Source organism: Endozoicomonas sp. ALC013 (genome assembly GCF_049310205.1).
Taxonomy (GTDB): Bacteria; Pseudomonadota; Gammaproteobacteria; order Pseudomonadales; family Endozoicomonadaceae; genus Endozoicomonas.
The window spans coordinates 66704-92775 of the sequence record NZ_JBLYNS010000006.1 but is presented as its reverse complement, the minus strand read 5'-3'; the positions used below and the strand labels follow the sequence as shown (position 1 = coordinate 92775).

The following is a 26072-nucleotide window of genomic DNA, read 5'->3' as shown; positions in this document are numbered from 1 at the left end:
TAGTGCTGCCCGCCACCGGAAAAGCCGGAAACGTTTGTGCGGGCAGCAGGCGGGACCCTCAGACTGAGTAAAAAGTTAGATAGAAGCCAAAAGAAAAATATTAACCAGCAATCATAATCCGTAGCGCATCCAGTCGAAGAACCGCTCTCTGCAGTGCCTGATGCCCCAGGGCTGCACGGTTTTTCAGATATTCAATCTCTTCACCACGGACGTTCGGGTTAACGACTTTAAGCGCCGCCAGTCGTTTGATCTCTTCAGTGACATCGGTCAGCAGGTTCTGGCAGGCCTGATTAACGATGGGTTGTACCCGATCTTTGGCATACCCTTCGGCTTTATCCAGCATGGCCAGAAAGGGTGCCCGCTGGGCATTCACCAGTTTCTTGGCAACACCCCGTTTCAAAGGCTGAAGCTGGGCGTTCAGGGTATCAAACGCCACTTTTTCGGACAGGTCATTGAACCCCGGGTCGATCAGACAGCGGATCGGTGTGGCTGGCAGGTAGCGGTCCAGCTGCAGAGTTCGGTCGGCGCTGGTTTCTACCACGTAAATCGCTTCCAGCAGCATGGTGCCGGGCTTCAGGGCTTTGTTTTTGAGCAAAGCCACAGAGGTATTCCCCAGCTCGCTGGTCAACACCATGTCCATGCCTTCGGAAACGATGGGATGCTCCCAGGTCAGGAAGTGCATGTCTTCTCTGGACAGTGCCATGTCCCGGTCAAAGGTGACGGTCATGCCATCATCCGGCAGGCCGGGGAAGGTGGTGATCATGTGGCTGCCCGGGCGAATCACCAGACAGTGTTTGGAATAGTCTTCCGCCTCAACACCAAAGCCTTCGAACAACTTCTCCATAAACCGCTTGAGCTGTCTTGGCTGTTCCTGCTCTTCGATGTCGTTGATCATATCTTCATTGGAGATCAGGCCCCGGGAGTTCAGCTCCAGCAATCGGTCTCTGCCTTTATGAAGGTGCTCCATCTGTTGCCGGTTTAATTGGGCTGCCTGGTTCAGCAGGGTATCCATGGCTTCTGTGGAGGCCTGGCTGCCTGGTTGCAGATAAGGCAACAGCGCTTCACCCAGTTGCATCTGCACCATACTACCGGCAGGGCAGGTATCGGCAAAGGCGTTCAATCCCAGCTGGTACCAGTGGAACAGTGCCTCCTGGCCGGTACCAGAGAGATAGGGCACGTGAATCTTGATGGCTTCTGTTTGGCCAATACGATCCAGTCGGCCAATACGCTGTTCCAGCAGATCGGGATGTTCGGGCAGATCAAACAGCACCAGATGGTGGGCAAACTGGAAGTTACGTCCTTCACTGCCAATTTCTGAACACACCAGTACCTGGGCACCATGCTCTCCTTCGGCAAAGAAGGCCGCAGCACGATCCCGCTCAATAATGCTCATGTTTTCGTGGAAAACCGCTGCCGGAATGCCGGACAGTATGCGCAGGGCATTTTCCAGGTCCAGTGCCGTATTGGCATTGGCACAGATAACCAGTACTTTCTCTTTCTTCAGCAGTTTCAGCAGGTTCATCAGCCAGTCTACCCGGGGGTCGACTTTCCACCAGGGATCCATATCATCGACACGGATCTGGGCCTGATAAGCCAGCTCCGGATAAAGGTTATGGCGGTAGTTGGACTCTTCTTCCAGGGCGATTTCGTACAGCTCCGGCAGCACCTGGGGGTAGCCCTGGGCAGCTCGACCAGAGAATCCGCCAACGGCTGCCCGGGTATTACGAAACATCACGCGGCCGGTACCATGACGATCCAGCAGGCGGCGCAGCAGCTGGGTTCGGGCCGTGTTTCGAGCCTCTTCATCACCCTGGTCAAGGATATTAATCAGCGACTTGCTGTCTTCTCCAAGGAAACTGATCAGATGGTCCCTTGCCTTGGCAGGGAGCGTCTGATTGTCATTGTTCAGAAGTTCCTGAACAGCCTCTGCCACCGGCTCATAACGGCTTTCTTCGGCGGCAAAGACGGCAAGATCATGGAAGCGGTCCGGGTCCAGCAGACGCAGATGGGCAAAGTGGCTTTTGGCTCCCATCTGCTCCGGCGTCGCGGTCAGCAGCAGGAGTCCCGGAATCTGCAGGGACAGCGCTTCAACACAGCGGTATTCCGCATTGGTCTCTTCTTCAGACCAGATAAGGTGATGGGCTTCATCCACAATCAACAGGTCGAAGTCCGCTTCCAGCGCCTGTTTGCGGCGCTCGTCATCATGACAGAGAAAACCGATGCTGCTGATAATCAGCTGCTCGGTATTAAACGGGTTTTCATCCGGAGACTGACGGCAGCGCTCTTCGTCAAAGACACTGAAACGCAGGTTGAAACGGCGCAGCATCTCCACCAGCCACTGGTGTACCAGGCTTTCCGGCAAGAGAATCAGTACCCGGCTGGCACGGCCGGTAATCAGTTGCTGGTGCAGTATCAGGCCGGCTTCAATGGTTTTACCCATGCCCACTTCGTCGGCCAGCATAACCCGTGGCGCATGACGCTGGGATACCTCCCGGGCAATATGCAGCTGGTGGGGAATCAGGCTGGTGCGTGGGCCAATCAGGCCACGCATCGGGGACTTGCGCAGACCGTAGTTATACTGGAGTGTCTTGTAACGCAGGGTAAAGTTGCTGTTCTGGTCAATCTGTCCCGCCAGCATCCGATCCTGTGGCTTGTTGAAGCGAATATGGTTGCCCAGCTCGGCTTCTGGCAGCTGTCGTGTTTCTCCGTCAGGGAGGGTTCCGCAGTAGGTTAGCAGGCCATCTTTCTCAATCACCTCGGTGACCAGTATGATCCAGCCCTCGTGGCTTTCGACACGATCTCCGGGGTTGAACTCAACGCGGGTCAGAGGGCAGTTGTTTATGGAGTAAAGCCGGGTTTCCCCGGTGGCAGGAAACAGCAGGGTGACCATTCGACTGTCAAAGGTGAGCACAGTGCCCAGCCCCTGTTCGGTCTCAGTATCACTAATCCAGCGTTGCCCAGAAACGAAACTCGTCATATTTGACTACTAACCTTGCCTGACTGACAGACCGCCATTATACGTTACCGCCCGGGCGGTGCGTAGGCCGGAGATGGACCGGCGGACTGTATTTTGAAAATGGTTTACGGTGAGAGAGCCTCTGTATCGAACAGCAGGTTCTCAGGCTACTCGGGCCATCTCAATCATACGCTTCCCCGCAGTGTTTTGCCTGAAGATTATGACCGATGTGCCAAAAAGCGCGCTATATTAGCGCAATCCTCTTAAATTGCACTACGGGGATGACCGAAATTCAGCATGCCACGATGATTATAGACGGGAGTTTGGCTTTTATTGGCCTGGCTTGTCTTAAGAAGGTGTTTTGGAGGGGGTATTGCACAGGAGCTTACTGCGGCCTGTGCAGAAATATTAGTGAGGGATAGTTAGAAGTGGTAACGCAGGCCCATCAGCAGTGTGGTGGATTCCAGCTTGCCCTTGAGAGACTCGTCACCGGTAGTCGGCAGGTTTTTCAGTTCCCAGTCTCCGAGGTTGCGATGTTCTATCCCAAGATCCAGGGCAAGGTGTTTACTGAATATATAGGAAATTCCTGCACCTACTGTCCAGGCCATTTCATTGTTTCTGTGGTCATCCCATTTTTCATTCCAGTTGGCGTTGTCTGAAAAGGTCTGTACACCGGATGTCTTGTTCTTTGCATAGCCTGCACCGGCCATAAGATAGGGAACTACATGCTTGTTGAGGGGGATGTCGTAATAGGCTTTCAGCATGTAGACATCAGATTCAATATTGATTTTGTTATATGCAGTGCCAAGAAGTGTTGTATTGAATGGACCAGTGTTTACTTGCCAACCGAGCGCTACGTCTATCTGATAATCAGATTCCTTCTGAAAAGACCCTTCAAGCTCCAGACGGAAACTGGGGTTAACTACAAACCCGGCACCAAATGCTCCAACTGCAACGCTGTGATCGTTATTCAGATTGGCTATCCCCATGCTGCCTTGGGATGCATCAGGGGTAGTAGAAGGTGCATTAGCAGCCGCAACTGCAATGAAAGGATTGACAGCCTCAGTATCTTTAATCGCCGTATAAGCCGCCCCACCCCGGGCAAAAGCATAAATATCCATAGCCTGACTGGTGGCCGGTACAGCCAGCGCCAGACTGACCAGCATTGCGTTCAATGTTTTCATCATTATTTTACCGTTCAATGGTTAGAGAATTTTTATTTGAAAGCGATGTGTGTCTGCTTTCTTATTAAAAAGGATAGACAAACTATGGGTGAACGGTATCTGCTGGCAAGGGGTGACAGGGCCTACATATTGTGTACTTCTGGCTCTATACCCGCCTGACGATAGGCCCGGAACTTCGCCCTGGAAACCGCTTTCTGGTCCGGGTTCTGAACCACGACTTCACAAACGCGGGCAAAGTCTTTGAAGAATGGAGGAACTTCAGGGCTGAGATTAATCAGCAACCGCTTTGATGCTACGGCAGGGTGGTCAAACCCCAGGGTGATGGGAGACTCTCTGGCCAAAAGTACACTTTCCGGGGTATTGCCCTGGATGGGTGAAATAATCCCATGGGGAAGAAAGCTATCCTCCCGCCATGACCAGAGCAGTTGATCCATGGACTGGCAGCTGCTTTCATCCGCCGTATGGATATGCATGGGCAGGCCTCCACGCCATGCTTTGTCGATAAGGCGGCAGGCAAACTGCTGTTCGTTTTGCCCGTTATTGTCAAGATTGCTGTCTAAAAGGTAGAAAGTCACTCTGGTCATGGGGAAATCATAAACTAATCTGAGCAAACAAAAAGGCCCTGATCGATCAGGGCCTGTCATCAGTACTGGCAACAATCAGATTTTATTCAGCAGGTATTGTACCAGCATGGGCACTGGACGACCGGTAGCCCCTTTTTCCTTGCCTGATTGCCAGGCGGTTCCGGCGATATCCAGGTGCGCCCAAGGGTAGGCTGCGGCAAATTTAGCCAGGAAGCAGGCAGCGGTAATGGTACCCGCAGCAGGACCGCCAATATTGGCCATATCGGCAAAGTTGCTGTCCAGCTGGCGAGTATATTCTTCACCCATCGGCAGCTGCCATGCCCGGTCCATGGCTTCTTTGGAGGCACTGATCAGCTCTTCAGCCAGCGGTTCATTATTACTGAGCAGGCCGGTGGTGTGATGGCCCAGGGCAACGATGCAGGCACCCGTCAGGGTGGCAATATCGATCACCGCTTCCGGCTTGTAACGTTCTGCGTAGGTGAGGGCATCACAAAGCACCAGACGACCTTCGGCATCGGTATTGAGAATTTCAATGGTCTTGCCGGACATGGACGTTACGATATCCCCCGGACGGGTGGCCTTACCGCTGGGCATGTTTTCTGCCGCAGCCACCATGCCAATGACATTAATGGGCAGATCCAGCTCAATAATGGCGTTCATCACGCCGAATACGCTGGCGGCACCGCACATATCAAATTTCATTTCATCCATGGCGGCACCGGGTTTCAGGGAGATGCCACCGGTATCAAAGGTGATCCCTTTACCCAGCAGAACGAGAGGTTTGGCACCGCGTTTGCCATTTTTGAACTCCATACAGATCAGCCGGGCTTCCTGTTCGGAACCGGCACTGACGGAGAGCAGGGAACTCATGCCAAGGTCAGACATCTGTTTTTCATTGAGCACCTTGGTGGTCAGTTTGGCATGCTGTTTCGCTAATGCTTTGGCTTCATCGGCAAGGTAGGTTGGATGGCAGATATTGCCTGGCAGGTTGCCCAGGGTTCGGGCCACATTCCGACCATTACCAATGGCCTGCCCCTGGGCCAGACCGGCTTTCACTTCTTCGGCATTCTTACGGTCCGCCAGCAGTGTCACCTTCTTCAGACTGATCTTCGAAAGAGCGCCTTTGCCGGTGTCGTTTTTAAACTGGCTGAACTGATAAAATGCATATTCAATCGCTTCAACCAACTGACGGGTGATCCAGTGCAGTGACTTGCCCTCGACGTTGATATCTTCGATGGCAATGCTTGCTTCCCTGGCATTCAGCGATTTCAATTGGCTGGCCAGGTTGACCGTCAGTTTGTTAAACCCGGCTTCTGTTAATGGCTTATCATTTTCACCCATGGCCAGCAGCAGCAGACGCTCAACCGGCGCATGTCGGCTGTGCAGAAGCATCAGTGAGTGGCCGGGCTTGAAATCCAGATCACCACGTTTGAGTATGTCGGCAAGATACCCCTCGGTTAACGAGTCTAAGGCTGTCGCAGAGGGGGGAAGCGTTTTCTTGTGGACGCCCAAAATAAGGCAGGCAGTTTTCTGTTTTTCTGCAGCACCACTCTTAACAACAAATTCCATGGTCTCTCCAAGGGGACAAGTTATCCGATTTCATGGATAATAATACGGTTAAGCCAATTCAACCAGACGCTTTAGTCCGGATATGGGATATTCAGGCATTATCCAGACGGCTATCAGAACGTAGAAGTCATTGGGTTAATTGTATGTTTATTCTACGATTCTGTCAGACGGGCCGGGATTATACCGGTTTTTTAAGGCGACTGACGTATAATTGTTCGTTTTGATTTGATGAATTTCACCAAGGCATGCCTTTAATCATATTTCGTTACCTGTCCAGACAGATGCTGCAGGTTATGTTAGCAGTGACGTCTGTCGTATTGCTCATTATCATGAGTGGGCGCTTTGTGAACTATCTGGCACAGGCGGCCACCGGGACACTGAAAGCGGATTTTCTCTTTGCCATCATGGCTTACCGGATCCCGGAGTTTCTGGTCATGATACTGCCCCTGGGGCTTTTCCTGGGCATTATTCTCGCCTATGGCAGGCTGTATGTTGATAACGAAATGACGGTGCTCAGCGCCTGTGGTCTCAGCCATCATCAACTTTTAGGCATAACCATGGTGCCTGCGGTCGGGGTTATGCTGGTGGTTGCGCTGTTAAGCCTGGTAGTTGCCCCCCGGGGAATACAGAAAGTTGAAAGCATTTTTGTCGAGCAGGACGCTCTGACCGAGTTTGATACCCTGGTTTCCGGACGTTTCCAGAAGTTTGGCTGGCAGCGCGTGACTTATGCAGAGACGTTAACCGACGACCGCCAGCAGATGAACAGGGTTTTTATCGCCAACCGTAACGGGGATAGCAAGAACACAGGTTCGATGACCTTGCTGCTGGCGCAAACGGCAAACCTTGAAGTCAATGCAGCAGAGGGTGGGCAGCGCTATCTGATATTGGATGATGGTTACCGCTATGACCTGACGCCCGGCGCATTGCCTTTGCGGGAAATTGCCTTTGAACATTACGGCCTTCGTATGGAAGAGCGCCGCTCCGGAAAAGAGATCAGCAAGGAGCAGGCTCTGCCAACGGCGACACTTTTGGCGTCCGACACCCCGGGCCATCGTGCTGAGCTGCAGTGGCGCATCTCTTTGCCACTGTTAATACCCATCGTGGTGCTGATGGCATTGCCCCTGGCCCGGGTTAATCCCAGACAGGGGCGTTATGTGAAGCTGTTGCCCGGAATATTGCTGTATCTGCTGTATCTGGCTTTATTAATGAGTGGCCGTGGCGCGATTGAGGATGGGCGACTGTCGCCGGATATTGGTCTGTGGCCGATTCATATTCTTTTCTTGCTGATTGCTTTGCTGTTGTACCTTGTTGAGCCGGGTAAACTCTGGCTGGCGCGCCGGAGGGCTGGAAATGCGTAAGCTGGATCGTTACATATCCAGAAATGTTCTGGGGGCAACGGTGATTGTCCTGCTGATTCTGGTATTTCTGGAAGCGTTGTTTGCTTTTCTGGGGCAGCTGGATGATGTCAGGGGCAACTATCAGTCGCTGGACGCTTTGATATATACCCTGTTGATGATACCCAAAAAACTGTACGAGCTGATTCCCGTGTCGGCACTGGTTGGCTGCCTTATGGGGCTGGGCTCCATGGCGTCCAGCAGTGAGCTGGTGGTTATGAGGGCCGCTGGTATTTCGCTGTGGCGTATTCTGGGGGCAGTCATAAAGCCCACCCTGGTCATGATTATTACCGGATTGATGCTTGGCGAATATCTTGCTCCCATGGCCGAGCAGGTTGGCGAGACCAGAAAAGCGATAGCCCGCTCCGCTGATGGCACATACACCGGAGAAGGCTTCTGGCATCGTGAAGGCCATGAATTTATGTACTTCAATGCGGTCGAGCCAAACGGCGTGCTTTACGGCGTGAGTCGTTATGTGTTTGATGATGAGATGAAGCTTCAGGAAAGCGCTTTTGCCAAACGGGGAATCTATCAGGGTGATCATTGGTTGCTGGAGGATGTCACCACCATACGCCGTAAGAATGAACAGTTTATTACTGAGCAGAGTCTGGTTGAACCCTGGGATACCAGCCTGACAACAACACTGTTGAAAGTGGTGGTGGTCAAACCTGAAGCATTGCCCATATCCGGCCTGCTCACTTATACGAAGTACTTGAAAGCACAGGGGCTGGATGCCGGAGAGTATGATCTGGCACTGTGGACAAAGCTGCTTCAGCCGTTATCCATACTCTCCCTGGTTATTGTGGGCATCTCTTTTGTCTTTGGTCCTTTGCGTTCCGTCAGTATGGGATTGCGGATCTTCTCCGGGGTGATCACTGGCATTGTCTTTATGATCGTTCAGAACCTGATGGGACCATCCAGCCTGGTATTCGGGTTTCCGCCGGTATTATCGGTAATGATTCCAGTCATCATCTGCCTGCTGGCGGGTGCGGTGATGTTAAGGCGGGCTGCATAAAGGGCTAAAGGGCGTAGGCTCCATGCCCTGAATAAAGGACTGTGCCAATCACCCTTCGACTCCGCTCAGGGTGAACGGAGATTGTTCGTATCCTTTAGGCTTCTTTATGCATTCCCACGCAGAGCGTGGGAACGATGGGGATGGAGATTATCGCTGGAAAGGGTGCCCGGGAGTTCTTCTTACAGGCTTTTGTGGGGTTCGTGTGATCGGGCAGTAGAGCCTGCACTCTTCCAGTTGATCTGAGTGGTGGAAAGATTCCGGATTGCCTGATAAACGACGAAAGACTTCCGCCAGTTGAGATACAACCTGTTCAAATAGCCGGGTGTTCATACTGGAGCCTCCCTTTTTTGCTGCCTGCTGAAAGCCTATCTGCAATGAAAAGCCATCGATAGTCTTGTTGGTAGACCGTTGCCGGTGAATGACGATGGTTTCATTCTAATGCCGGATAGGTGAAAATACCAATAAATGTTTCGGTATATGTGTATCGAGCGGCAGGCAGCAGTGAACAGTCGTCTGTAAATATTAATGCTGGTAGTGTAACCAGTGCCGCTTATTTATGAAGCTGAACTGAGATGTTAGAAGACTGTGATCATGTTTTCTTTACCGGTTTTTCCAGAAGAATGACTTTGGATGACGATGCCAGATCCTGCCAGCTTCGCCGCTGATGGTCGATCAGTGCCCAGAGAAGCCCGATACCCGCAAGCGACAATGCCGGAATGGCAATCAGAAAACGGATCACGCTTTGCCATGGGCTGATCAAATGATTGTCGCTGCTGACCACTTTTATTCTCCAGGCCTGCATACCAAGGGTTTGTCCTGACCGGGTCCAGAAAAAGCCAAAGAAGCCGTAAATGATGACCAGCAGGGCGGCGTAGAAAAAGGGGCCTCCAAGCTGGTAGCCCTCTTCAGTCATGGTTTTCAGTTGCTCATCACCGAAAATCTGTATCTGGATGAACAGATTAATAAAACCGGCCATAAACAGCAGTGCCAGGATTAACAGAGAATCGTACAACATGGCCGCAGCTCTTCTCCACACTGGAGCCGGGGTAAGATTAGTGGCTTCCATCGACCTCTTGCCTTGTTATTAAACGTGTCGGGACATTCTATCAGCAAATTTTTTTCACGCACATAACTACTGCTGTCGTCCACTCAATGTTTGCACCCAGCACAGGTGTCTCAGTATTTTTCGGCCTTTGGACTTTTTAATGGAACAAATTTACGTGTTTGTTGTCCCATAAGGGCTGAAGATTTTTGTGAATCGGATTATTACGATTTGATTACATTATTTATCTTTTTTTAAGGGATGAAATTGTCTTTCATTATTGAATAGTGACATACCTGAAAAGAATAAAATGCTTTCCGGGGAGTATGATGAGGCAGAATCGAGTTGTTCATGATTTCTCATTTTTAATTGTTCTTATGTTCAGTTTACTGGCCATTAATACCACGGCCGGCGTAGATGAGCATACTGAAAATATCTCAGAATCATCAATGTATCTGGATGATGAAGATTTAATTGAGGAAGATCTGGATGATGAAGACGATTTAATTGAGGGAGATCTGGATGATGAAGACGATGTGATTGAGGAAGATCTGGATGATGATGCTGAAGAAAATGAAGCAGGCAACGAACCGGAGAAACAATATGCAGACAGTGAATATTACCAGGATCTGATTCGATCCAGAAATAAGAATGCAACCTCTCTATACATGTCGATCATTGATAATAGTAACTACCTGTTTAATGACCTGATGATGGACCTCCTGATCCGTCCTTTTATCAACTTTGCTTCGGAGTATCAGGATGTTTTCAACCATCACGTGTTAGATCCGGTGCGCCGTGGTAAACACTATATGAGGTATATGGACAGTGTCATGCTCGGTACCTTTGATAATATTTTGAATGAAGATACCGGGACTACAAACTGGCCTTATGCTATTGCAGGCGTGCCTTATGGCTGGGTTGTAAAGAATGTTGTTGCTGATTTTAAACTGGGCTCTGAGGTACGCAGTCCGGGCATTACCGACAATAAATATCATAATCATCCCGTTCTGGTGGAACGTCTCGGGGCAGAGACGGCAGAAGTGGGAACCAAAGTGTCAGAGGAACACAAAAATGAACTGATTGTTATTGATGTTGTAAAACCTTTTATGCCGAGGCTGGAGATATGGGATGAAGAAAATTCACTGTTTTCGTCCCTGTACAATTTCTATTATGCAACAAAGGAACTGGTAACTGACGTCTATCAAGTTGTCGAATTTGAAGAGACGGATTTTTTCAAACGAACAGGTCGGTATGAGGAGTCTGACCGAACGTTTCTTCATCACTGGAATAAAACCATATCAAAGCGAAGTGCATTCAGAAGTGGTCAGATTATCAGGGTAGACAGGAAAGGGTATTTTTCCATGGGGCCTGTTCCCATCGCCTGGAATTATTGTGAAGTGATGTTACACGAAGGTGGCAGCAAAGATATTGAGGTTGTTGAAGAGGAAGATGAAACCGAAATTTATTATCAGCATTCTGACACTTATGTATGGGGCGCACGGGGTGACAGAATGACTCCCAGGGAGAGAACCAGAACGGTGCGTAAAAAGGTGGTCAAACAGGTTCCGAATGTTACCACATTCCGGGTTTACACCGAAAACCTATGTCTGGCAGCGGAGGCATCCGTTCGCTCTAAAAGTGAGGTCATTACCTTCACCACGCGCAGGTTGTTTTCCTGGTTCGTGCCCGGGCTGGCATTTATTGGTACCCCTTCCGTTTCTTATCTGCTGATGGGGCAGTTTGGTATTAATAATTACTTCCCGCTCACAGCCGGCCTGATGGCCACTGTTTTTCTGACGTCCTGGGTGGTTCCCTCAATGTGGGAGTCTGACATTGAAGATACTATGCACAGTATCAAGTTCCCTCCCCCGGACGAGTTGTAATGCCTCCTGATGGTTGTTTCGGTTCTGATTCTGAGCATCACCTGACCGGTGTTGAAACGTCTTTTGCCGTTTTCAGGCTATCTTAAATTATCTATCCATTGACTTAAGATTAATTTCTCAGGGGATTTGGCATGACCTGGTTGCAGTTGATCATTGTTCTGGCATTTATTTTCCTGGGAGCCCGGTTGGGCAGCATTGGTATTGGTTTTGCCGGTGCTGTCGGGGTTGTGGTGCTTACCCTGGGGCTTGGGATGAATCCTGGCACCATCCCGGTGGATGTGATCCTTATCATCATGTCTGTCATTGGTGCTGTGGCAGCCATGCAGGTCGCTGGCGGGCTTGATTATCTGGTATATATTGCGGATAAATTGCTTAGAAGGCGGCCGCAGTACGTGACGTTCCTGGCACCGGCTATCACTTACTTTATGACGTTGCTGGCTGGCACAGGCCATACGGCCTATTCAACATTGCCGGTTATTGCTGCTGTTGCCCGTGAGAATGGGATTCGCCCATCCCGACCTCTGAGTATTTCGGTGATTGCCTCTCAGGTCGCCATTACCGCCTCTCCGGTCTCCGCCGCTGTGGTGGTATTCAGCGGTATGCTGGAACCCTTTGGTGTTGATTATCTGGATCTGCTCCTGATCTGCATTCCTACCACATTTGTTGCCGTGATGTTGACGTCGCTGGTGTGTAATTACCTTGGCTGTGAACTGCACAAAGATGAAGTGTATCTGCACAAGCTCTCTGAAGGGCTGATTCAACCTGCAGAGGTTGTGGATAATCGAATAAAGCCCGGGGCAAGGATGTCCGTGCTGATTTTTGGCCTGAGCATCCTGGCGGTGGTGGTATATGCGACGCTGGTCAGCGATAAGGTGGGTGTTATTGACAATCCCGTACTGCCCAGAGACAGCGCCATTTTTGCCTTTATGCTCAGTGCAGCGTGCCTGATTACCCTGGTTACCCATATAGATACCAATCACATTCTGAATGCCCAGACTTTCAAGTCGGGTATGAGTGCGTGTATCTGTGTTCTGGGCGTTGCCTGGCTGGGGAATACATTTGTTGGTGCCCACCTTGAGAATGTTCAGGAGACCGCCGGGGATATTCTTGATCACTATCCCTGGCTGCTTGCCCTGGCACTGTTTCTGGCGTCCATGTTACTGTATTCCCAGGCCGCAACGACCCGGGCTCTGATGCCTGCAGCCCTGATGATTGTTGACCCGGTGACCGCTATCGCGTCATTTGCTGCGGTCAGTGCCCTGTTTGTTTTGCCAACCTACCCTACCTTGCTTGCAGCCGTCGAGATGGATGAAACAGGTTCTACCCGGATCGGCAAGATGGTGTTTAATCATCCTTTCTTTGTACCCGGAGTGATCTGCATCCTGCTTTGTGTGATTTTTGGTTTTCTGCTGGCTCCGGTTATTATCTAATGCATGTTTTCAATGAGTTTGACGCCTCCTCCGCACTCCGCTCGTCCTGAGCCTGTCGAAGGACCCATAGGGCCTAAAGGCGGAAACTCCGGACTCTGATAGATCGTGCCAAGCACCCTTCGACTCCGCTCAGGGTGAACGGAGATTGTACACGTCAACCTCATTGAAACCATGTGCTAGGACCAAGGGATTTCGAAAATAATATTGATCTAAGGGGCAGGAGAAACAGGTATGTTAAATCTTGATACGACGGTGCTCGTGGTTGTGGATGTTCAGGGCAAGCTGGCCACCCTGATGCATGAACATGAGTCACTCTTTGATAATATTGTGACCATGGTTAAAGGGGCCAGATTGCTTGATATTCCGATTCTCTGGCTGGAGCAGGTTCCGGAAAAGCTGGGAGGCACAATTCCTGAACTGGCTGATGAGTTATCGGACTTCAGCCCGGTGAGAAAAACATCCTTCAGTGCCTGTGGTGAGCCTGCTTTTATGTCAGCACTTGAACAGACAGGTGGCAGACAGGTGTTGTTGACCGGCATAGAGACCCATATCTGCGTCTATCAGACGGCGATGGATCTTCTTGCCGGAGGCTATGAGGTAGAAGTGCTGGTTGATGGGGTTTCATCAAGAACATTACAGAGCAAAGAGGTGGCTCTGGATAAAATGTCAGCCCAGGGGGCTGATCTGACAACCGTTGAAATGGCGCTGTTTGAACTGATGAAATCTGCCGACGCACCACAGTTTCGTGATGTCGCCAGGCTGATTAAATGATTTGGACCTGAGCCTCAGGAGCCTGTCGGACTTAAGCGTCCGACAGGCTCCTCAGCAATCTGAGGCTCACTTTTCGGTATCAGAAGATAAGGTGGGCAATCGCGGCAATAACGGGCAGTGTGACCAGCGTCCTTAGAATAAAAATAATAAATAGCTCAAACAAGGTGACCGGAATCTTGCTTCCCAGGAGCAAAGCACCCACCTCAGACAGGTAAATCAGCTGAGTCAGGGATAATGCCGCAATTACAAACCGGGTCATATCATTGTCAATGGATGCCGCCAGGATAGAGGGCACGAACATATCGGTGAAGCCCACCATCATGGTGGTTGAGGCCGCCTGGGCTTCAGGAATCTGTAACCACTCCAGCAACGGCAGAAAAGGCATGCCCAGGTACTGGAAGACCGGGGTGTATTCGGCAATGATCAGTGCAATGGTACCGATACCCATCACCACTGGCAGTACCCCAAACACCATATCGATGGCGTTCTTGCAACCATCCTGAATGATCTTCATGGGATGGGTGATTTTTGCGGCTTTCTCCAGTGCCTGCTCCAGACCCCAGGCAAAAGCACTGGTACCCTGAGGAATAATTTCATCATCATCACTGCGGGTTTTGCCGCAGATGAACACGTCTTTTTTTCTGGACAGGGGGGGCAGCTTGGGGACGATAAAAGCGGCAACCAGCCCGGCAAAGCAGACGGTCAGGTAGAAGCGGGTAAACATGTGTTCCAGACCCACCTGGGCAATCACCACCAGTGAGAAGGTAATTGAAACAACAGAGAAAGTGGTACCGATCACCGCAGCTTCACGCTGAGTATAATAGGAGGTTTCATATTGCTTACTGGTCATCAGGATACCAACGCTGCCATCCCCCAGCCATGAGGCAATACAGTCAATAGCTGAACGGCCGGGCAGATTGAATACCGGCCGCATTATGCGTGTCATCAGTGTGCCCAGCAGTTCCAGCAAGCCAAAGTTCATTAACAGTGGCAGCAAAAGTCCGGCAAAGATAAAGACCGAAAACAGGGTCGGCATCAGGTCATTTAAAACCATGCCACCAGTGGCTCCTGACCAGATGGCTTGCGGACCAAACTCGAAAAAGCTGGAAAGCACAAAGACCATGCCAGCAACCCTTACCAGGCACCAGAGTGGGGTAATATCAAACAGAGAGTTAAGAAATGGGCGCGTCATTATTGCTTTTGGCTGAAACAGCTTGGTAATGATGGTGATGCATCCGGTAAAGCTGACAATAATAGTAATGATGGTGGTCAGCTGGTCTTTGAGCAGCGCTTTTAACCCGCCGGCCAGCAGGGCAACAGGGATGGTAAATTCATCATTAATACTGACCGGAGTGACAAATAGCAACAGACCAATCAGTGATGGAATTAAAAACGTTAACCAGTGACGCAGGCTGGTCTCTCTCTTTTTTACGGCTGTAAACTGCTTCATAACAAGCCCTGGGCTCCTCAAACTCAGCCATGCACGAAAGTATGATCCAAAAACCTCAAATTTCCTGCCCAGCAAATAAATGAGTCAGGAGTGTGGTCATGGTCTAAATGAATCAGTGCATATCGCAGCCAGTAGGTTGCCAGCTGTTGATTGCACTCTGTTTAGGTTGATTATGCATTATTTCCTAATAAATATTAACTTTCTACCCCGGAAAAGACCTATCTCATTGATTTTTTATTAAATATCAAGGATTAGTGATACTCATTGCATTGGCTAACGATAGAAATGAGGATGGTGATATTGATATGGGAACCAGAAGGGATAATGAATCAACAAAGCTGCCAACTGTAAGTCGGCAGTCATTATGAGATATCAATCAGCCCCGGTAATAACGCTGTTCGATAAATGGCATTTTACTGACGGTCATTGGCAACTTTTTACCTCTGACCAGTGCATACACTCCAGTTCCCAATGCCGCATAATCAGCGTTGATCAGAGCCATCGCAACCGGTGCCCCAACTGTTGGGCCAAAGGTGCCGGAGGTTACCCGACCAATAGGCTGACCAAGATCATCAACCAGTTCTGCCCCTTCACGAACCGGGGCTCGACTACTGCCAACCAAACCAATGCGTTTGGTGGCCACCTGTCGGTTCTCAATCTGCTGCAGAATTTTTTCGGCTCCGGGGAAGCCGCCTGCCCGCTCACCATCATGACGACGATTTTTACTGATGGCCCACATCAGGCTCGCTTCAATAGGGGTGGTATTGACATCCATATCATGGCCGTAAAGACAGAGGCCCGATTCCAGCCGGAGGGAGTCTCTGGCACCCAGGCCAATTAATTCAACCTCCGGATGGTCGAGCAGTAGCCGGGTGATGCGTTCAGCGTCTTTTTCCGGGATGGAAATCTCAAAGCCATCTTCCCCGGTATACCCGGAACGGCTGACAAAACAGGGTGCCTCATCGATGGATAGCTGGCGGGAGTCCATAAAGACCATGTCAGCCACCTCCGGAAAAACCTTTGCCATAACCTTTGCGGCCATGGGTCCCTGAAGAGCAACCAGTGCCCGGTTATCGAGAACGTCCAGCTTGATACCTTCCGGCAGTCTGGACCGGATATGCTGAATATCCTGCGCCTTGCACGCCGCATTAACCACCAGGTAGAGGCAGTCGTGGTAACGGGTGACCATCAGGTCATCAAGGATACCCCCAGCCTCATCGGTAAACAGGGCGTAACGCTGCCTGCCAATGGCAAGGCCTGCTATATCAACCGGCACCAGGGATTCCAGGAAATGGTCAGCCCCTTCACCGGACAGTTTCAGCTGCCCCATATGGGAGACATCAAAAAGTCCGGCCTTACTGCGTGTGTGGATATGCTCGTTCTTAACCCCGGATGGGTACTGCACCGGCATTTCATAACCGGCAAAAGGCACCATTTTTGCTCCCCGGGCCAGATGAAGACCATATAACGGGGTTCTTTTCAGACTTTCAGAAGACGCTTCAGACATACCTCATCTCCATTTATTGATAATTATCAATGCCGGGGCATGAACAGATAAAATTGCGGTCGCCATAAACGTTGTCGATGCGATTGGCCGCAGGCCAGTATTTCGACTTATGACCGGCAGCTGACGGAAATGCCGCGACCTTCCTGCTGTATGGGCGTTGCCATTCATCGTCCGCCAGGTCTGCCATGGTGTGGGGGGCGTTGACCAGAGGGTTGTTGTCCTTTGGCCATGTGCCGTTGGCGACCTGATCAATTTCCTGCTTGATTGAGATCATCGCATCAATAAAGCGGTCTATTTCTTCCCTGGATTCAGACTCGGTTGGCTCGATCATCAGGGTTCCGGCCACGGGGAAAGACATGGTCGGGGCGTGGAAACCATAGTCCATCAGGCGTTTGGCAATATCTTCCTCGGTAATACCGCAGGCTTCTTTGATCGGGCGAATATCAAGGATGCATTCGTGGGCAACGTGGTTGTTTCTGCCCTGATAGAGAATCGGGTAATGATCACCCAGCCGTTTTGCCATGTAGTTGGCATGCAGGATGGCCAGCTCTGTTGACTCCCGTAGACCCTGGCTGCCCAGCATGGTGATGTACATCCAGCTGATGGGCAGTATGGACGAGCTGCCGTAAGGCGCAGCAGATACGGCGACAATGCTTTGATTGCGGCCTTCATTGCGGCCTTCGACCGGGCTTATCGAATGGTTGGGCAGGTAAGGTGCCAGATGGCTCTTGACACCAATGGGGCCCATACCCGGACCGCCACCACCGTGGGGAATGGCAAAGGTCTTGTGCAGATTGAGATGGGAGACATCGGAGCCGATATCACCCGGGCGGGAGACACCGACCATGGCGTTCATATTGGCACCATCCATATAGACCTGGCCGCCATGATCATGAATGATCTGGCAGATGGTACGAATCTCTTCTTCGTATACCCCGTGGGTGGAAGGGTAGGTGACCATCAGAGCACAGAGGCGTTCACTGTACTCTTCAGCTTTGGCTCTCAGGTCATTGACATCCACGTTACCGCTGTCATCACAGGCGACAATCACAATTTTCATCCCGAGCATCGCCGCTGAAGCGGGATTGGTGCCGTGAGCGGAAGAGGGGATCAGGCATACATCGCGGTGCTCCTGCCGGTTTGCCCGTTGATAATTACGGATAGCCAGCAGGCCAGTATATTCCCCCTGGGCTCCGGAGTTTGGCTGCATGGAGATGGCGTCATAACCGGTAATCTCCACCAGAGCCTGTTCCAGTTGCCGGATCATGGTCAGGTAACCCGGAACCTGATCTTTGGGCGTGAAAGGGTGAATACTGGAAAATTCCGGCCAGGAAACCGGCAGCATTTCTGCTGCAGCATTGAGTTTCATGGTGCATGAACCCAGTGGAATCATGCCATGAACCAGTGAGTAATCCTTGTTTTCCAGCCGCTTCAGATAACGCATCATATCGGTTTCTGAGTGATGGCTGTTGAATACCGGGTGACTCAGGATGCTGTCTGAACGTCGCAGTTCCGGTGAGAGTCCGATGGTGCTCCGGGTATGAGGCAGCTGACTGTTATTGGCCGAGATCTGGCGGTCAATAGAGGCAATATTCAGCTCTTTGCCGTCACCCATAAAGATATTGAACAGTTCAATAATGTCTTCAGAGCGGGTGGTTTCATCAAGGCTGACACCCAGGCGGTCAGAACCAATTCGGCGCAGGTTGCAACCATATTTCAGCGCCCGCTGGATAATGGTTTCCTGCTCACTGCCAACCTTGAAGGTCAGGGTATCAAAGAAGGTTTGGTTGCACTGGAAACCCATTTCAGTGAGTCCATGATGAAGGATTCGGGTCAGGCGGTGTACGCGTTCTGCAATGGTTTTTAACCCTTCCGGACCGTGGTAGACCCCATAAGCGGCCGCCATGTTGGCCAACAGAGCCTGGGCAGTACAGATGTTGGAAGTGGCTTTTTCCCGGCGAATATGTTGCTCACGGGTCTGCATGGCCATACGCAGGGCGGTATTGCCACGGCTGTCTTTGGATACCCCGATAACCCGGCCGGGGATTGAGCGTTTCAGTTTACCGGTGGTGGCAAAAAAGGCAGCGTGAGGGCCGCCAAAGCCCATGGGCACGCCAAAGCGCTGGGTGTTACCCAGAACAATATCAGCTCCAAGCTCCCCGGGGGATTTCAGTAATGTCAGGGCCAGCAGATCCGTGGCTACCGAAACCATGGCTCCCTGTTGCCGCGCCATGGCGGCAATACTCTCAATATCTGTGATGTTACCGTAGGTGCCCGGATACTGAAGCTGCACACCAAATACATCGTGATTGCTCAGTTCGGTATGGGGGTTGCCAACGATAACGTTGATGCCCAGCCAGTCGGCGCGGGTTTTCATCACATCAATGGTTTGTGGGTGCACGTCATCGGCCACAAAGAATGTTTGTGAGGCCGCTTTGCTGCGTCCCACGCTGCGCAGGCAGAGGGTCATGGCTTCGGCAGCGGCAGTTGCTTCATCCAGAAGGGAGGCATTGGCAACTTCCATACCCGTGAGGTCCATAACCATCTGCTGGAAGTTCAGCAGCATTTCCAACCGGCCCTGAGAGATTTCGGGCTGATAAGGGGTATAGGCGGTATACCAGCCGGGGTTTTCCAGCAGATTACGCAGAATGACATTGGGCACTTCGGTGTTGTAATAACCCATGCCAATGTACGACTTATTCACTGTATTTTGCCGGGCCAGCTCATAGAGCCCGGCAAGGGCCTGCTGCTCTGTTTTTCCCGCAGGAAGTGCTAACTCCCGGTTTAACCGGATGCTGCCCGGAACGGTGTCATTGATCAGCTCTGCCAGCGATTTGAGCCCGAGACTTGCCAGCATGGCCTGCTGCTCCTGCTGGTCAGAACCTGTGTGACGATGGGTAAAGGCATCGTTATGTTCCAATTCTGCCAGTGTCGGCAGAGTAGAAGTGTGTTCAACGGCCATGTTGTCGTCCTGTTTTCACTATTACGTTATTTTAATAAAAATTTTTTGAACTGACTGATTTGTTGTTAAAGACAAAGGTCAGTAGTGGAAATAAAAGACAAATGTTGTTTTCAATTTGGGCTTTCAGCACATCACGACATTGACAGCCAGGCCACCGGTGGCTGTCTCTTTGTATTTATCCTGCATATCCAGCCCCGTCTGACGCATGGTTTCAATGACGTCATCAAGGGATACCCGGTGCTGCCCGTCACCTTTCAGGGCCAGGCGGGCCGCATTGATGGCCTTGACAGCGCCCATGGTATTGCGCTCAATACAGGGGACCTGTACCAGACCGGCTATCGGGTCACAGGTCAGGCCCAGGTTGTGCTCCATGCCTATTTCAGCGGCATTTTCAATCTGGCGGTTATTGCCGCCCATGACGGCGCACAGAGCGCCTGCCGCCATGGAACAGGCCACCCCGATTTCCCCCTGACAACCCACTTCAGCGGCCGAGATTGAGGCGTTCTTTTTATAGAGCATGCCAATGGCAGCAGCGGTGGCCAGAAAGGTCACAATACCCGCTTCACTGCTGCCCGGAACAAAACGATCGTAATAGGCCAGAACCGCCGGAATAACACCGGCTGCACCATTGGTTGGCGCGGTAACGACACGACCACCAACGGCGTTCTCTTCATTGACAGCGATGGCAAACAGGTTGACCCAGTCCATGACTTCCAGGTGATCCTGCTGGTCTTCCGGGCGGTTCAACAGTTCCTGATGCAGCTGATGTGCACGACGATTGACGTTCAGGCCGCCGGGAAGTACCCCGGTTTGCTCACAGCCACGGTTGATGCAGCGGTCCATTACCTGCCAGATATTCAGCAACGCTGGTTGGATCTGGTCAGATCTTCCCAGATGTTGTTCATTCTCCAGGACAATTTCACCAATGGAGAGTCCGGTTCTGTCTCCGATATCCAGAAGGTCCTGAGCGTTATTGAACGGAAAGGGGATCTGAATGTCCGTTGCCGAAGTTGTCTGTTCGGTTTCCTCTTCATTCAGTACGAACCCTCCGCCCACGGAGTAATAATTGTCATGAAAAAGCTCAAGGCCTGCTGCATCAAAAGCTCTTAGCGTCATACCGTTAGGGTGCTTGGCAAGCGAGTGACCATGCAAAAAGTGAAGGTGTTGATCTTCAATGAAAGGAATCGGATATTGGTTAGCAAGTATCAACTCACCGGTGCTGCGGACATTGTTGATCAATGCCGGAGCCTGGTCAGGATCGAGCTGGTCCGGTTTTTCACCCATAAGGCCCAGCATCACGGCCGTGTCGGTGGCATGACCTGCACCGGTCATGGCCAGGGAACCGTAGAGCTCAATACGAATCTGACGGGTATTCTCAAGCTGCCCCTGTTGGAGCAGGGCGTCAAGGAAGCGGTTGGCGGCTACCATTGGACCCACCGTGTGGGATGAGGAAGGGCCTACACCAATCTTGAACAAATCGAGAATACTTAAGCTCATCGCCATGACTCCATTTGTTGGTATATTTTTGTGATATCTGCTTTCAGGGCTATTTTTTTGTTATTTATCAAAAGGAAGATGGTCATAAAGAGCCATTAACAGAGAGCAGCCTGAAACCAGGCATCAATGGGTTATTAACGGGTTTTGACCAGATCACTGAATTCCTGACGGCAAGCGTAACAATACCTTCCTCCCACATCAATAAACAAGTTTTCAATAAGAAACAAATTTTCACAGCGACCTGATGGTGATGGTAAAAAGTTGCTTGTAGGCCCTCTCCTGCCAAAATGCCAAATTTTGCCAATATCTGCTAATATTCAGTCATAAAATGATAAAGGAGACAATTATGGCCACACTCAATATTTCATTACCCGACCAGCTCAGAGACTGGGTTGCCCAGCAGGTTAAACAAGGCGAATACTCAAGCGCCAGCGACTATCTGAGGGACCTGATCCGTAACGACAAACGCCAGCAAGAACAGTCGGCCAAATGGTTAAAAGGGCATCTGGAGCCCATCTTGAATACACCGGAAGACGAGTTTCAATCACTCAACGCTGATGACATCAAGGCAAGAGCCAGAAAGAGACTGAACAATTCCGGAGGTGATGAGTGAGCGAACTCTACCGCTTTCACCCGGTAGCCATTGCTCAGCAGGAAGAAATCTGGCTCTTTACCTACAAACTGTATTTGTAAAATCCTCCGATGGTGCGCAATCGGAAGTTTTATACGTCCTGTCTATTTTGCACAGCAGTATGGACATACCAGCACGTTTAAATGAGTTGCTTGATGAGTTATAGAAAGCAGCCTGCGGGAGAGGAATGCTTCTTTCTCAGGTGGTTGATGGGGCGGCGATGTTGGGACGAAGTTCAAGATTCAAGACACCGATTTCCTAAACTGACTGCTTGAAATAAACTACATTGTAGTTACACTTTGTTGAATGAAGCACCTTACCTTTGAATGGGATGATGATAAGTCCCGTAGTAATCTCAGAAAGCACGGTATCAGCTTTGATGAAGCCAGAACTGTCTTTTTTGATGAGAATGGCTTGCTCATAGGCGACCCGGATCACTCTGGAATGGATGACCGTTTTATCCTTCTTGGTATGACTGCAAGCCTGAAAATTTTAGTTGTCTGTCACTGTTACCGAATGGATGAGGTGATCCGGATTTTTTCCGCGAGGAGTGCAACCAAAAAAGAAACCGACATCTACACAGCGAGAATGAAGCCATGAGAGAAGAGTATGATTTTAGTCAGGGTGAAAAAAACCCGTACGCCAAGAAGCTGAAAAAGCAGATGACCATTCGCATTGATGAGGATGTTATTGATTATTTTAAAGCTCTCTCTGACGAAATGGGGATACCCTATCAGAGCCTGATTAATCTCTACCTTAAAGATTGTGCTGCCAATCAGCGGAAACTGTCGATGTCCTGGCGGTAGCTTCAGCAGAAACCAGTCTCGGGTCTTGAATCTTGCAGTCTATTCTCAGTCAGCCTCCTAAGTAACTGCCCGAATCGTTCCGTTTAATCCCTGATGATTATCCCACAGGCAGGTGCTAGAATCCGGCCAGGCTTGCAGCCGGGAGCTTTCTCAGAGCATCTTTTCCAGCGCACCGACATAAGGTAGTTATCCTTGCCCGTACTGTGTTAAGAGAGCTACCTGAGATTGACCCACGCCCTATTGAACCACTATCTATCAGGAGCTCCACTTGCTTTCCCGATCTCTGAAGCGATCATTGATACCTGCCATCATTGTGCTGGTGGCGGTATTTCTGGTGTTGAGTACGCGGCCCAGGCTGAATAGCTTTCAGGGGCAGGTTATGGGAACGACCTATAACGTCAGTTATGTAGCGACTCTGTTCAGTCATCCGGTAAAGGATGTGTCCGCTGTAGTTCAGGATGCCCTGGCTGATGTGGATCAACGGATGTCAACCTATAAGCCTGACTCTGAGCTGATGCAGTTTAACCGGGCCCCGGTAGGGGAGCCGTTTAAACTGTCCAGTGATATTGTTCAGCTGGTTCAGCAAGCCAGGGCGATTTCTGATCTGTCAGATGGAGCCTACGATATTACCGTAGGCCCCCTGGTGAACCTGTGGGGGTTTGGCCCGACACAATGGGTGGCCGTCAACAACAGTCACGATGATAGTGACTCCCACCCGCTGGCCAATGCTCCGGAATTTGTCAAATGGATAGAGGACCAATATCCGGGCCATATTCCCGAGGCAACCGCTATTCAGGAGGCCCTGGCCAACGTTGGTTATCAGAGTCTGAAAGCGGACCCTGAAGGCTCAACCCTGACCCGTGAAAAGGCGTTGTTTGTTGATCTGAGTTCCATCGCCAAGGGCTATGGTGTTGATCAGGCGGCAGCGGCTCTCAGGGCTCAGGGTATTGAGGACTTTATGGTAGAGGTTGGTGGCGAAGTGCTGGTTCAGGGTGTCAAGCCGAATGGCAGCCCCTGGCGATTGGCGGTGATCGGTCCTGAAATGGGAAAAAACGGCGTATCAGCATTGGTTGAGCCTCTGGACAAGGCACTGGCAACCTCTGGTGATTATCTGAATTTTTTTGAAGTCGATGGCAAGCGTTACTCGCATACCATTAATCCCGTTACCGGCTGGCCTGAAGCCAAGCGGGTAGCGGAAGTGGCTGTCATTGCCGATACCTCGGCCCGGGCCGATGCCCTGGCCACCATGTTTATGGTGCTGGGGGATGAGAAAGGGCTGGAACTGGCGAACAGGCTGGGTATTGCGGCACGTTTTGCCTATTATACGGATGAAGGATTTGCAACGGTAACCAGTGAGGCCTTTAAGCCTTACCTGGTTCAACAGCCATGAACAACCTTGAGCGGGAAATAGCGCTTCAATAAACAGGTTCCGTGTATCACCTGAACCCTTTCATGGTAAATAATGGAGGAATCAGTCATGACCATTATGCTGATTACATTTTGTACTTTTCTGGTGCTCATTGCGGCTATGGCGGTGGGTGTGATTTTTGCCAATAAGCCGATTAAAGGCTCCTGTGGTGGCCTTAGTAATCTTGGCCTGAAGGACAGCTGTGTCATTTGTGGCGGCGGAGACAAAACAGATCCTCTTTCCGAGGTGAATGATGACCTGTTTTATGACGCGACGTCTGCAAATCAGAGTAAAAAGGCGTAATCGTTTCTGGTTACGTTTGTTTTTTTGTTGGTTGTAGGCACCAGTGACAGCCTCCTGGTGTAAAGCTTTTTGGACACTCAAAGTATAAGCTGTAAAAAAGAATAAACGGATAATGTTTTGGAACCGGGGGAATCGAATAAATGGGTGTCAGTAAATACGATTTGGTCATCCTTGGGTCGGGGCCTGCGGGTGAGGGGGCGGCCATGAATGCCGTCAAGCTTGGTAAAAAGGTCGCTGTCGTTGAGCAGTTTAACTTTGTCGGTGGCAGCTGTACTCATCTGGGTACGATTCCATCCAAGGCTCTGCGCCACTCTGTCAAACAGATCATGGATTTCAATACCAACTCCATGTTTCGTGAGATTGGTGATCCCCGCTGGTTCAGCTTTCCCAAAGTATTGAAAAGAGCGGAATCGGTGATTCAGAAGCAGGTACAGTCCCGGACCATGTACTATGCCCGGAATCGCATTGATCTCTACTTTGGCCGTGGTGTCTTTATTGATGAGCACACCCTGGAGGTGACTGAGCCCAGTGGGAATACGGAACGTCTGTTCGGGTCCAACTTTCTGATTGCCACCGGGTCCCGTCCCTACCATCCACCCGGTGTCGACTTTCACCATCCCAGGGTTTTTGATAGTGATTCCATTTTGGAGCTGTCTTCTACGCCACGACGCATGATTATCTACGGTGCCGGTGTTATCGGCTCTGAATATGCCTCGATATTCTCTGGTCTGGGTGTGCTGGTGGATTTGATTGATACCCGTGAGCGGCTGCTGTCGTTTCTTGATAAAGAGATTTCCGATGCCCTGAGCTATCAGCTGCGCAAAATGAACGTCATTATCCGTCATAATGAAGAGTTCCAGAAACTTGAGACCATGGATGATTGCGTGGTGCTGCACCTCAAGTCGGGCAAGAAACTCAAAGCCGACATGTTGCTCTGGGCCAATGGCCGGACAGGCAATACCCAGGCAATGGGGCTGGAAATGATCGGCCTTAAGCCCGATGGCCGTGGGCAGTTAAGTGTTAATGAAAGCTATCAGACCTCATTACCCCATATTTATGCGGCGGGTGACGTCATTGGCTGGCCCAGCCTAGCCAGTGCCGCTTATGACCAGGGACGCTCGGCGGCGGCACACCTTTGTAACAGTGAGGACTGGCACTTTGTCAATGAAGTGCCTACGGGAATCTACACCATCCCGGAAATCAGCTCTGTGGGTTGCACCGAAGAAGAACTGACGGCAGATGCCATTCCCTATGAAGTGGGCAAGGCGTTTTTCTCCAGGCTGGCCAGGGCTCAAATCACTGGCGAGGTGGTCGGCATGCTGAAGATTCTTTTCCACCGGGATACCCTGGAAGTGTTGGGCATTCACTGTTTTGGTGACCAGGCTTCGGAGATTATCCATATCGGTCAGGCGGTGATGCGGCAAGAGGGCAAGGCCAATTCACTCCGTTATTTCCTGAATACCACATTTAACTATCCGACCATGGCGGAAGCCTACCGTGTTGCTGCCCTGGATGGGCTGAACCGATTGTTTTGATCCTGCTTAATTGGCTTCTCATCTCAGCAGTGCCCGGAGTACGGCTGCTTCCGGGCGCTGCTGAAATTCCGGAACACTCTTTTTAGCCTGACCATCCAAACAGAGGGTGATTCTGTTTGTTATACTAAGAACGTTTCTGAGG

21 protein-coding genes are annotated in these 26072 nt (G+C 50.8%); 11 read left to right on the top strand and 10 right to left on the bottom strand.

Going from position 1 to position 26072, the window contains the following annotated elements; all coding sequences use genetic code 11:
* Window positions 1–100 precede the first annotated feature (100 nt).
* From rapA to ACO6V1_RS02795, 4 genes are all read right to left on the bottom strand, one after another.
* Window positions 101–2977, bottom strand: a complete 2877-nt coding sequence (gene rapA / locus ACO6V1_RS02810; RefSeq protein WP_422465708.1) for an RNA polymerase-associated protein RapA — start codon at window positions 2975–2977, stop codon at window positions 101–103.
* A 401-nt stretch (window positions 2978–3378) separates the two neighbouring features.
* Window positions 3379–4143 carry an outer membrane protein gene (locus ACO6V1_RS02805; protein WP_422465706.1) on the bottom strand — a complete coding sequence of 255 codons (765 nt, stop codon included), beginning with the start codon at window positions 4141–4143 and terminating at the stop codon, window positions 3379–3381.
* A gap of 119 nt (window positions 4144–4262) precedes the next feature.
* A complete protein-coding gene (locus tag ACO6V1_RS02800; RefSeq protein WP_422448945.1) occupies window positions 4263–4724 on the bottom strand; it encodes a DNA polymerase III subunit chi in 462 nt (153 codons plus the stop codon).
* A 75-nt stretch (window positions 4725–4799) separates the two neighbouring features.
* Window positions 4800–6293, bottom strand: a complete 1494-nt coding sequence (locus ACO6V1_RS02795; RefSeq protein WP_422465704.1) for a leucyl aminopeptidase — start codon at window positions 6291–6293, stop codon at window positions 4800–4802.
* Window positions 6294–6538: 245 nt separating this feature from the next.
* On the opposite strand from ACO6V1_RS02795, the gene lptF reads away from it, so the two are divergent.
* Complete coding sequence (gene lptF / locus ACO6V1_RS02790) at window positions 6539–7651, top strand: LPS export ABC transporter permease LptF (protein ID WP_422448941.1); 1113 nt, start codon at window positions 6539–6541, stop codon at window positions 7649–7651.
* Window positions 7644–8702 (top strand): LPS export ABC transporter permease LptG, encoded by a 1059-nt coding sequence (lptG, locus tag ACO6V1_RS02785; RefSeq protein ID WP_422465702.1) that lies wholly within the window; start codon window positions 7644–7646, stop codon window positions 8700–8702. Before lptF ends, lptG begins: the two co-directional genes overlap by 8 nt.
* A 147-nt stretch (window positions 8703–8849) precedes the next feature.
* Here lptG and ACO6V1_RS02780 read toward each other — a convergent pair whose 3' ends face one another.
* A complete protein-coding gene (locus ACO6V1_RS02780; RefSeq protein ID WP_422465700.1) occupies window positions 8850–9032 on the bottom strand; it encodes a hypothetical protein in 183 nt (60 codons plus the stop codon).
* Between the two features lie 259 nt (window positions 9033–9291).
* A complete protein-coding gene (locus tag ACO6V1_RS02775) occupies window positions 9292–9768 on the bottom strand; it encodes an RDD family protein (RefSeq protein ID WP_422465698.1) in 477 nt (158 codons plus the stop codon).
* A gap of 353 nt (window positions 9769–10121) precedes the next feature.
* On the opposite strand from ACO6V1_RS02775, the gene ACO6V1_RS02770 reads away from it, so the two are divergent.
* From ACO6V1_RS02770 to ACO6V1_RS02760, 3 genes are all read left to right on the top strand, one after another.
* Complete coding sequence (locus ACO6V1_RS02770; protein WP_422465696.1) at window positions 10122–11630, top strand: hypothetical protein; 1509 nt, start codon at window positions 10122–10124, stop codon at window positions 11628–11630.
* Between the two features lie 131 nt (window positions 11631–11761).
* Window positions 11762–13060, top strand: coding sequence for an anaerobic C4-dicarboxylate transporter (locus ACO6V1_RS02765; protein ID WP_422448931.1), 1299 nt, complete (start codon window positions 11762–11764; stop codon window positions 13058–13060).
* Window positions 13061–13291: 231 nt separating this feature from the next.
* A complete protein-coding gene (locus ACO6V1_RS02760; RefSeq protein ID WP_422448929.1) occupies window positions 13292–13831 on the top strand; it encodes a hydrolase in 540 nt (179 codons plus the stop codon).
* A gap of 79 nt (window positions 13832–13910) precedes the next feature.
* Here ACO6V1_RS02760 and ACO6V1_RS02755 read toward each other — a convergent pair whose 3' ends face one another.
* From ACO6V1_RS02755 to ACO6V1_RS02740, 4 genes are all read right to left on the bottom strand, one after another.
* Window positions 13911–15281 (bottom strand): YjiH family protein, encoded by a 1371-nt coding sequence (locus tag ACO6V1_RS02755; protein WP_422448927.1) that lies wholly within the window; start codon window positions 15279–15281, stop codon window positions 13911–13913.
* A 376-nt stretch (window positions 15282–15657) separates the two neighbouring features.
* Window positions 15658–16788, bottom strand: a complete 1131-nt coding sequence (gene gcvT, locus ACO6V1_RS02750) for a glycine cleavage system aminomethyltransferase GcvT (protein WP_422465694.1) — start codon at window positions 16786–16788, stop codon at window positions 15658–15660.
* Window positions 16789–16801: 13 nt separating this feature from the next.
* On the bottom strand, window positions 16802–19750 hold the full coding sequence (gcvP, locus tag ACO6V1_RS02745) for an aminomethyl-transferring glycine dehydrogenase (RefSeq protein WP_422465692.1): 2949 nt from the start codon (window positions 19748–19750) through the stop codon (window positions 16802–16804).
* Between the two features lie 123 nt (window positions 19751–19873).
* Window positions 19874–21247 carry an L-serine ammonia-lyase gene (locus ACO6V1_RS02740; RefSeq protein WP_422459955.1) on the bottom strand — a complete coding sequence of 458 codons (1374 nt, stop codon included), beginning with the start codon at window positions 21245–21247 and terminating at the stop codon, window positions 19874–19876.
* Between the two features lie 346 nt (window positions 21248–21593).
* Here ACO6V1_RS02740 and ACO6V1_RS02735 point away from each other — a divergent pair, with 346 nt between their 5' ends.
* From ACO6V1_RS02735 to sthA, 6 genes are all read left to right on the top strand, one after another.
* Window positions 21594–21860 carry a type II toxin-antitoxin system ParD family antitoxin gene (locus ACO6V1_RS02735; RefSeq protein ID WP_209202371.1) on the top strand — a complete coding sequence of 89 codons (267 nt, stop codon included), beginning with the start codon at window positions 21594–21596 and terminating at the stop codon, window positions 21858–21860.
* A gap of 324 nt (window positions 21861–22184) precedes the next feature.
* The gene (locus ACO6V1_RS02730; RefSeq protein ID WP_422448917.1) at window positions 22185–22478 is read left to right on the top strand and encodes a BrnT family toxin; all 294 of its coding nucleotides are present in this window, start codon (window positions 22185–22187) and stop codon (window positions 22476–22478) included.
* Window positions 22475–22684, top strand: a complete 210-nt coding sequence (locus tag ACO6V1_RS02725; protein WP_209201584.1) for a BrnA antitoxin family protein — start codon at window positions 22475–22477, stop codon at window positions 22682–22684. Before ACO6V1_RS02730 ends, ACO6V1_RS02725 begins: the two co-directional genes overlap by 4 nt.
* 268 nt (window positions 22685–22952) lie before the next feature.
* The gene (locus ACO6V1_RS02720) at window positions 22953–24074 is read left to right on the top strand and encodes an FAD:protein FMN transferase (protein ID WP_422448915.1); all 1122 of its coding nucleotides are present in this window, start codon (window positions 22953–22955) and stop codon (window positions 24072–24074) included.
* Window positions 24075–24161: 87 nt separating this feature from the next.
* Complete coding sequence (nqrM, locus tag ACO6V1_RS02715) at window positions 24162–24395, top strand: (Na+)-NQR maturation NqrM (RefSeq protein ID WP_422448913.1); 234 nt, start codon at window positions 24162–24164, stop codon at window positions 24393–24395.
* A 140-nt stretch (window positions 24396–24535) separates the two neighbouring features.
* Entirely contained in the window at window positions 24536–25930 is a 1395-nt protein-coding gene (gene sthA / locus ACO6V1_RS02710; protein ID WP_422448911.1) for a Si-specific NAD(P)(+) transhydrogenase, read from the top strand.
* Window positions 25931–26072 lie beyond the last annotated feature (142 nt).

Coding starts and splice junctions, on each gene's coding strand:
- gcvT (WP_422465694.1), bottom strand. CDS start 16,788: ATGTCTGAAGCGTCTTCTGAAAGTCTGAAAAGAACCCCGTTATATGGT.
- ACO6V1_RS02805 (WP_422465706.1), bottom strand. CDS start 4,143: ATGATGAAAACATTGAACGCAATGCTGGTCAGTCTGGCGCTGGCTGTA.
- ACO6V1_RS02725 (WP_209201584.1), top strand. CDS start 22,475: ATGAGAGAAGAGTATGATTTTAGTCAGGGTGAAAAAAACCCGTACGCC.
- ACO6V1_RS02755 (WP_422448927.1), bottom strand. CDS start 15,281: ATGAAGCAGTTTACAGCCGTAAAAAAGAGAGAGACCAGCCTGCGTCAC.
- rapA (WP_422465708.1), bottom strand. CDS start 2,977: ATGACGAGTTTCGTTTCTGGGCAACGCTGGATTAGTGATACTGAGACC.
- nqrM (WP_422448913.1), top strand. CDS start 24,162: ATGACCATTATGCTGATTACATTTTGTACTTTTCTGGTGCTCATTGCG.
- ACO6V1_RS02770 (WP_422465696.1), top strand. CDS start 10,122: ATGTTCAGTTTACTGGCCATTAATACCACGGCCGGCGTAGATGAGCAT.
- ACO6V1_RS02800 (WP_422448945.1), bottom strand. CDS start 4,724: ATGACCAGAGTGACTTTCTACCTTTTAGACAGCAATCTTGACAATAAC.
- ACO6V1_RS02730 (WP_422448917.1), top strand. CDS start 22,185: ATGAAGCACCTTACCTTTGAATGGGATGATGATAAGTCCCGTAGTAAT.
- ACO6V1_RS02735 (WP_209202371.1), top strand. CDS start 21,594: ATGGCCACACTCAATATTTCATTACCCGACCAGCTCAGAGACTGGGTT.
- ACO6V1_RS02795 (WP_422465704.1), bottom strand. CDS start 6,293: ATGGAATTTGTTGTTAAGAGTGGTGCTGCAGAAAAACAGAAAACTGCC.
- ACO6V1_RS02780 (WP_422465700.1), bottom strand. CDS start 9,032: ATGAACACCCGGCTATTTGAACAGGTTGTATCTCAACTGGCGGAAGTC.
- lptG (WP_422465702.1), top strand. CDS start 7,644: ATGCGTAAGCTGGATCGTTACATATCCAGAAATGTTCTGGGGGCAACG.
- lptF (WP_422448941.1), top strand. CDS start 6,539: ATGCCTTTAATCATATTTCGTTACCTGTCCAGACAGATGCTGCAGGTT.
- ACO6V1_RS02740 (WP_422459955.1), bottom strand. CDS start 21,247: ATGAGCTTAAGTATTCTCGATTTGTTCAAGATTGGTGTAGGCCCTTCC.
- ACO6V1_RS02765 (WP_422448931.1), top strand. CDS start 11,762: ATGACCTGGTTGCAGTTGATCATTGTTCTGGCATTTATTTTCCTGGGA.
- ACO6V1_RS02775 (WP_422465698.1), bottom strand. CDS start 9,768: ATGGAAGCCACTAATCTTACCCCGGCTCCAGTGTGGAGAAGAGCTGCG.
- gcvP (WP_422465692.1), bottom strand. CDS start 19,750: ATGGCCGTTGAACACACTTCTACTCTGCCGACACTGGCAGAATTGGAA.
- sthA (WP_422448911.1), top strand. CDS start 24,536: ATGGGTGTCAGTAAATACGATTTGGTCATCCTTGGGTCGGGGCCTGCG.
- ACO6V1_RS02760 (WP_422448929.1), top strand. CDS start 13,292: ATGTTAAATCTTGATACGACGGTGCTCGTGGTTGTGGATGTTCAGGGC.